3 protein-coding genes and 1 pseudogene are annotated in these 5724 nt (G+C 61.1%); all 4 read left to right on the top strand.

Features of this window, described 5'->3' with window-relative positions; translation table 11 throughout:
- A partial coding sequence (locus VIM98_RS00495) for a TonB-dependent receptor (protein ID WP_331991125.1) occupies positions 1–1828 on the top strand: 1828 nt, incomplete at its 5' end.
- Positions 1829–1904: 76 nt separating this feature from the next.
- Positions 1905–3167: an MFS transporter gene (locus VIM98_RS00500; protein WP_331991126.1), complete on the top strand. Its 1263-nt coding sequence runs from the start codon at positions 1905–1907 to the stop codon at positions 3165–3167.
- A gap of 37 nt (positions 3168–3204) precedes the next feature.
- The gene (locus tag VIM98_RS00505) at positions 3205–5454 is read left to right on the top strand and encodes a glycosyl hydrolase family 65 protein (RefSeq protein WP_331991127.1); all 2250 of its coding nucleotides are present in this window, start codon (positions 3205–3207) and stop codon (positions 5452–5454) included.
- A 23-nt stretch (positions 5455–5477) separates the two neighbouring features.
- Positions 5478–5724: pseudogene (locus VIM98_RS00510) on the top strand (trehalase); the annotation flags it as partial.

Below are 5724 nucleotides of genomic sequence, written 5' to 3' on the forward strand. Positions count from 1 at the left end.
GTCCGACGGTGTGCGCGACCCGCAGTTCTCCGCCGACAAGGGCGGCTCGCTCACCGCCACGCTGACTCACAATTTCGGCGAGAGCGGTTCGCTGATGTTCTACGCGCGCGACCTGAAGGACCACAACCAGTTCGTTACCGACACGCCGATCCTCAACCCTGCCCGCGGCCAGTTCGATGCCTATCCGGGCTTCGATCCGCTGACCGGCACCTTCGGCAGCAAGGCCAACCAGTACAGCTGGATCCAGACCACGCCCTGCAATACCCCCGGTTGCGAACCGGGCGGTCAAGGGTTGAACCTGGCCAAGGGACGCGGCGCCGACATCCTTTCACTGGGCGGTAACCTCGATCTCGACTTCGGTGACGGCTGGAGCTTGTCCGACAAGTTCAATTTCACCGGCGGTCAGATGAATACGATCGCCTTCTTCAGCACCGGTGCCAATCCGCAAACGCTCAGCAGTTACATCGCCGATGCCCTGGTTGCCAACAACTTGCCGGCCAACACCACCGCCACCGCCGTCTACACCAACAACGGTCAGGCGGCGGACATGAACCAGAATGTCACCACGCAAGGCCTGTGGTCGGTGCGCAAGCGCATCCAGGGTGCCTCGAACGAGTTCCACCTGAGCAAGGAAATTTTCGACGGCAATACGCTCACGATCGGCAACTACACAGCTGTCTACAACGATCATGACACCTGGTTCCTCGGCAACAACATGCTGCTGCAGGCCAAGAACAACCCGAGCCCGATCGCCGTCAACCTGGGCAACGGCGACGTGCTGTCCAATCCCGGCGGCTTCGTCAGCGGTCCGTCCACGGCGATCCGCGAGGCTTGGAACGGCTTCAATACGGCGTTCTTCCTGACCGATTCGTGGAAGGTCGACCAATGGTTGTTCGATGCCGGCGTACGCGTCGAGCGCCAGCAGGCCAACGGTCGCATCCAGAACACCGCGACCGGCGATCTCGATGCGAATCCGAGCACGCTTTACAACAATAACTCGCAGTACGTCGTCGCCGGCAACTCGTACATCAACTACGCGAAGACCGCACCGTCCTGGACGATCGGTGCCAACTACGAAATCCAGAGCAACATGAGCGTGTACGCACGCATCAATGACGGCGTACATTTCCCTGGCTTCGACGACCTGCGCGGGCTGCCCAGCCAGCCGATCAACAAGATCCACAACATGGAAATCGGCTACAAGTACCAGGCCGACTGGATCTATCTGGATGTCAACGCCTACCGCAAGCTGTTCTACAACGTGCCGTATACGATCACCCAGGGCAACGGCCAGCAGTTCTCGTTCGACTACGGTTCGGCGACCAAGGGCATCAACTTCACTACCGTGCTCAAACCTTTCGAAGGCTTCACGGTACAGCTCAGCGGCGACTACATGGACGGTCACTACACGCACAGCGCCGCGTGTACGCCATATACCGCCCAGGACGGCAGCCAGCAGTGCGCCAGCCTCGATGGCATGCAGTTGCAGCGCCAGCCGAAATTCCAGGGCCGCCTGACCCCCGGTTACGAGTTCCCGACCGCGTGGGGCAGCATGAAGTTCTGGGTGACCTACGAATATGTGGGCAACCGTACCGGTGACCTGATCGAACAACAACCGCTGGGCCAGTACCACGATTGGAGCTTCGGTGCGACCGCAAACATCGGCCAGCAATGGCAGGTCAATCTGCAGGGTACGAACATCACCAACGAGATCGGCATCACCGAAGGCAATTCGCGCTTGTTCGGCTTTGCCAGCAGCGGTGGCGTGATCCTGGCCCGCTCGATCGAGGGTCGCGAGGTCAATCTCCAGGTGAAGTACAAGTTCTAAGCACTCCCCCTCGGCTTTCCCGGGCGCTGCGATGTCGGCGCCCGGGTTCTTTTATCCACCGCATTTCGAGGTGTGCATGAGCCGGTTCCGCATGGTCGTCGCGCTGGCGACGATCTACATGGTGTTTGCGATTCTGCTCAACAGCGTCGGCACGGTCATTCTGCAATCCATCCACACGTTCGGCATCGACAAGCCCCAGGCCAGCCTGCTGGAACTGTTCAAGGATCTGCCGATCGCCCTCACGTCGTTCCTGGTCGCCTCGTTCCTGCCCAAGCTCGGTTACCGGCGCGCCATGATGCTCGCACTTTGCATCGTCGGCGGCGCTTGCACGTTGATGCCGCTTTACCCGAGCTTCCATACCACCGAATTGCTATTCACCTGCATTGGCGTGTCGTTTGCGTTAGCCAAGGTGTCCGTGTACTCCTCGATCGGACTGCTCACTCGCGACAAAGCCGAACACGGCAGACTCACCAACACCATCGAAGGCCTGTTCATGCTTGGCGTGCTCGCCAGCGGTTGGCTATTCAGCGCCTTCATTAACCACGCCGATCCAGCCAACCCGTCCTGGTTCAATGTCTACTGGCTGCTGGCTGTCCTGTGCCTGGGCACGGTCGTCCTGCTCTATGGCGCAGAGCTCGATGAATCGGCCGCACACGGCGAGGCGCGGCTGTCGATCGGACAAGCGATGCGCGAGATGTACCGGCTGATGATGCGCACGCTGGTCTACGTATTCCTGCTCTCGGCGTTCCTTTATGTGCTGATAGAGCAGAGTTTCAGCACCTGGCTGCCGACCTTCAACAACGAGATCCTCAAGCTGCCCAATGCGATGAGCATCCAGATGGCAAGCATCCTGGCCGGCGCCACGGCGCTGGGACGCATCCTCGCCGGGCAGCTGCTCCGTCGCATGCACTGGCATACGCTGCTCAACCTATGTGTGATCGGTATGGGCGCGCTGATCCTGACTGTGTTGCCCCTGGCGGGCCACAGCCCGTCGACTGCCCCTACGGGCTGGCTCGAAGCGCCGGTGGCAGCCTACCTCATTCCATTGATCGGCCTGCTCATGGCACCGATCTATCCGGTCATCAACTCGGTCGCCCTCAGCTCGCTGCCGAAGCCGACGCATGCGGCGATGACCGGCCTCATCGTCATCTTCTCCGCACTTGGCGGCACCCTCGGCTCGCGCATCACCGCCATCGTATTCGCCAGCTTCGGCGGCATTCACGCGTTCTATTTCTCGCTGGTGCCGATGACGCTGATCCTGGTGACGCTGTTTCTGTTCAAGCGCGAGACCGACCGTGCCGGAACCCCTCCCGTGCTCGCGCCCGAGGGCGCCGCGTAAGATCGATGGCTGGCAGACCTGAAGGAAAACGAACACCATGAAATCCGTCCTGCGGTATTTGCCACGCGTACTGGCATTGAGTCTTCTCCTCGTCACCGCCCGCGCCGGCGCCGCAACTGACCCCAGCTTCGTACTTACCGGCACCTCCGACCAGTTCGACGGTTATTTCCCTAGCTATCTTGCCAACGGGTATTTCTCCACCATGACCTCGGTGCGCGGCACCGGACCGACCATGGGCTACATGGTCGCTACCATGGATTACGCCAAGGACGACATCGCACGTCCCGCCGCCATGCCCGGCTGGAACGAGATCGACTACAACCCAGGCGGCGGGTGGCTCAACAGCACCCGGGTAGCGAAAGAGATCTTCACCGACTACGCACAGACGCTGGACATGTACGGCGCGACGTTGAATACGAAGTACCGCTTCGTTTACGCCAACAAGTCCACCGATGTCGAGGTCGCCACCTTCGTCAGCCAGGACGCCAATCACCTGGCCGCTACCCGTTTCACCATCACCCCACAGTTCGACGGCAGCGTGGAGCTCACTTTCCCGATCCGCCTGTGGTCGGAGCACCAGCCGCGATTTCCGATTGCGAAGATGACGGGCGACGAGATGATCGCCGCGGTCATCGCCAGCGGGCAGAATCTGGACAACAAACCGGTACCTGCCCCCGACCGTGCCGCGGTGTGGTATCCCGGCGTGGTGCGTATCCAATCCACGGGCGGCGATACGAAGACGCTCACGTTGTGGCTGGACGGCCGCGCCGAACAAGGCGTGGCTGTAGCGCAGGCGGTCGCCGTCGAATTGCCGAAGGGCCTCGACGTCGAGGACATCCAGCTGGAGAAGAGCCCATACAAGCTTTCGCTCAACCTGAAAGCGAAAGTCCATAAGGGCCAGCACTACCGCTTCACCAAGTACATTGCGGCATCGCGCGAGGGTTGGGGCGGCGACGCAAAAGCCGATCTGGCGCTGGCCGAACAAGCGCGCACGACTGGCTTCGACACGCTGCTAGCCCATCACCAGGCTGCATGGCACAAGCTCTGGGAGTCGGATATCCGCATCGATGGCGATGCCAACGTGCAGAAAGCGGTGCATTCGGATCTGTACTACCTGCTCTCCAACACCACCGTCGGGACAAGCTGGCCGATGGGGGCGTGTGCGCTCACGCCCGGCTATGCCGGGCATGCGTTCTGGGACAGCGATTCGTGGGTATTTCCCGCCTTGCTCCTGTTGCACCCGGAGCGGGCCAAGCCGATCGTCATGTTCCGCCATCGCACGATCGGACCGGCACAGACGCGTGCGGCGCAATTCGGCGCAAAAGGCACCATGTATCCATGGGAAGCCGATCCGGAGACGGGCAAGGACTATACCCCGCATTTCGCCTATCAGGTCTATCGGGAAATCCACGTCAATGCCGATATTGCTATCGCCCAGTGGCAGTACTACAACGCGACCGGCGACGATGCCTGGCTCAAGCAGTACGGCTGGCCGGTGATCGAACAAGTGGCCACGTTCTGGGCCAGTCGCGCCAGTTACGACAAAGCAAACGATCGCTACGAGATCCACCACGTCACCTCGCCAGACGAGGCTTATAACGACGTGCCGAACGATTCGTTCACCAATGCCGCCGCGCAGAAAGCGTTGCGCATCGCGGTCAAGGCGGCGGCGAAAGTCGGCGCAAAGGCCGATCCGCAATGGAGCACGATCGCAGACAAGATGTACATTCCGTTCGATGAAAAGGCCCAGCGTCATCTCGATTTCGATGCCTCGGTACCGCACGACAAGATCACCTGGATGGGATCGTCGCTGGCCTGGCTGATGTATCCCAATCTCGACCTGCCGATGTCACCGCAGGTACGCCGCAACGATTTCGACTTCCAGCTGCACGAGCTGAAGGAGCATGGCGACGATCCGAACGAGATGATGATGGTGATGCTGGCCGTCGGCTCGGCGGAGCTCGGCGATGCGCAGGGCGCCGGCGACTGGATTCAGCGGAATCTCACCGGTTTCCTGAAAGCGCCGTTCAACGTGCGCACCGAGACGGTCGCCAACAACGCCGGCTATATTCTCGCCACGTCGGCCGGCTTCGTGCAGAGTTTCGTCTACGGCTTGAGCGGTCTGCGCATCGACGAGAACGGGCTTACCCAGGCGTATTCGCCGGTCCTGCCCGATGCGTGGAAGTCGCTCGAACTCAAGGGCATCCACTTCCGCGGCAAGCAGTACGACATCACCATCGATCATGGCGCGGGCGGCAAGGCCCGGCTGACACGCAAAACACTCTGACAGAAAACGACATGGGAGCAGATATGAACCCCCCTTCGACTGCACCTTTTCGACTTCGTTTTGCGGCGATCGCACTCGCTTGCGTCGCCGCCGGTAGCGCCTTTGCCGATGGCGCACCGGACCCTGCCCGAACGCGCGCCTATATCGACAAGGCCTGGACTACCCTGACCCGCTCGCAGACCGAATGCGCGGCGCTGACCGACAGCAAGGTCGTCGGGCACCCTGTGCTGTACGTTCCCATCGACGAATCGATACCGCCATCGGTTGCCG

This window comes from Dyella sp. (assembly GCF_036568765.1).
Lineage (GTDB): Bacteria > Pseudomonadota > Gammaproteobacteria > Xanthomonadales > Rhodanobacteraceae > GSA-30.

Coding starts and splice junctions, on each gene's coding strand:
- VIM98_RS00505 (WP_331991127.1), top strand. CDS start 3,205: ATGAAATCCGTCCTGCGGTATTTGCCACGCGTACTGGCATTGAGTCTT.
- VIM98_RS00500 (WP_331991126.1), top strand. CDS start 1,905: ATGAGCCGGTTCCGCATGGTCGTCGCGCTGGCGACGATCTACATGGTG.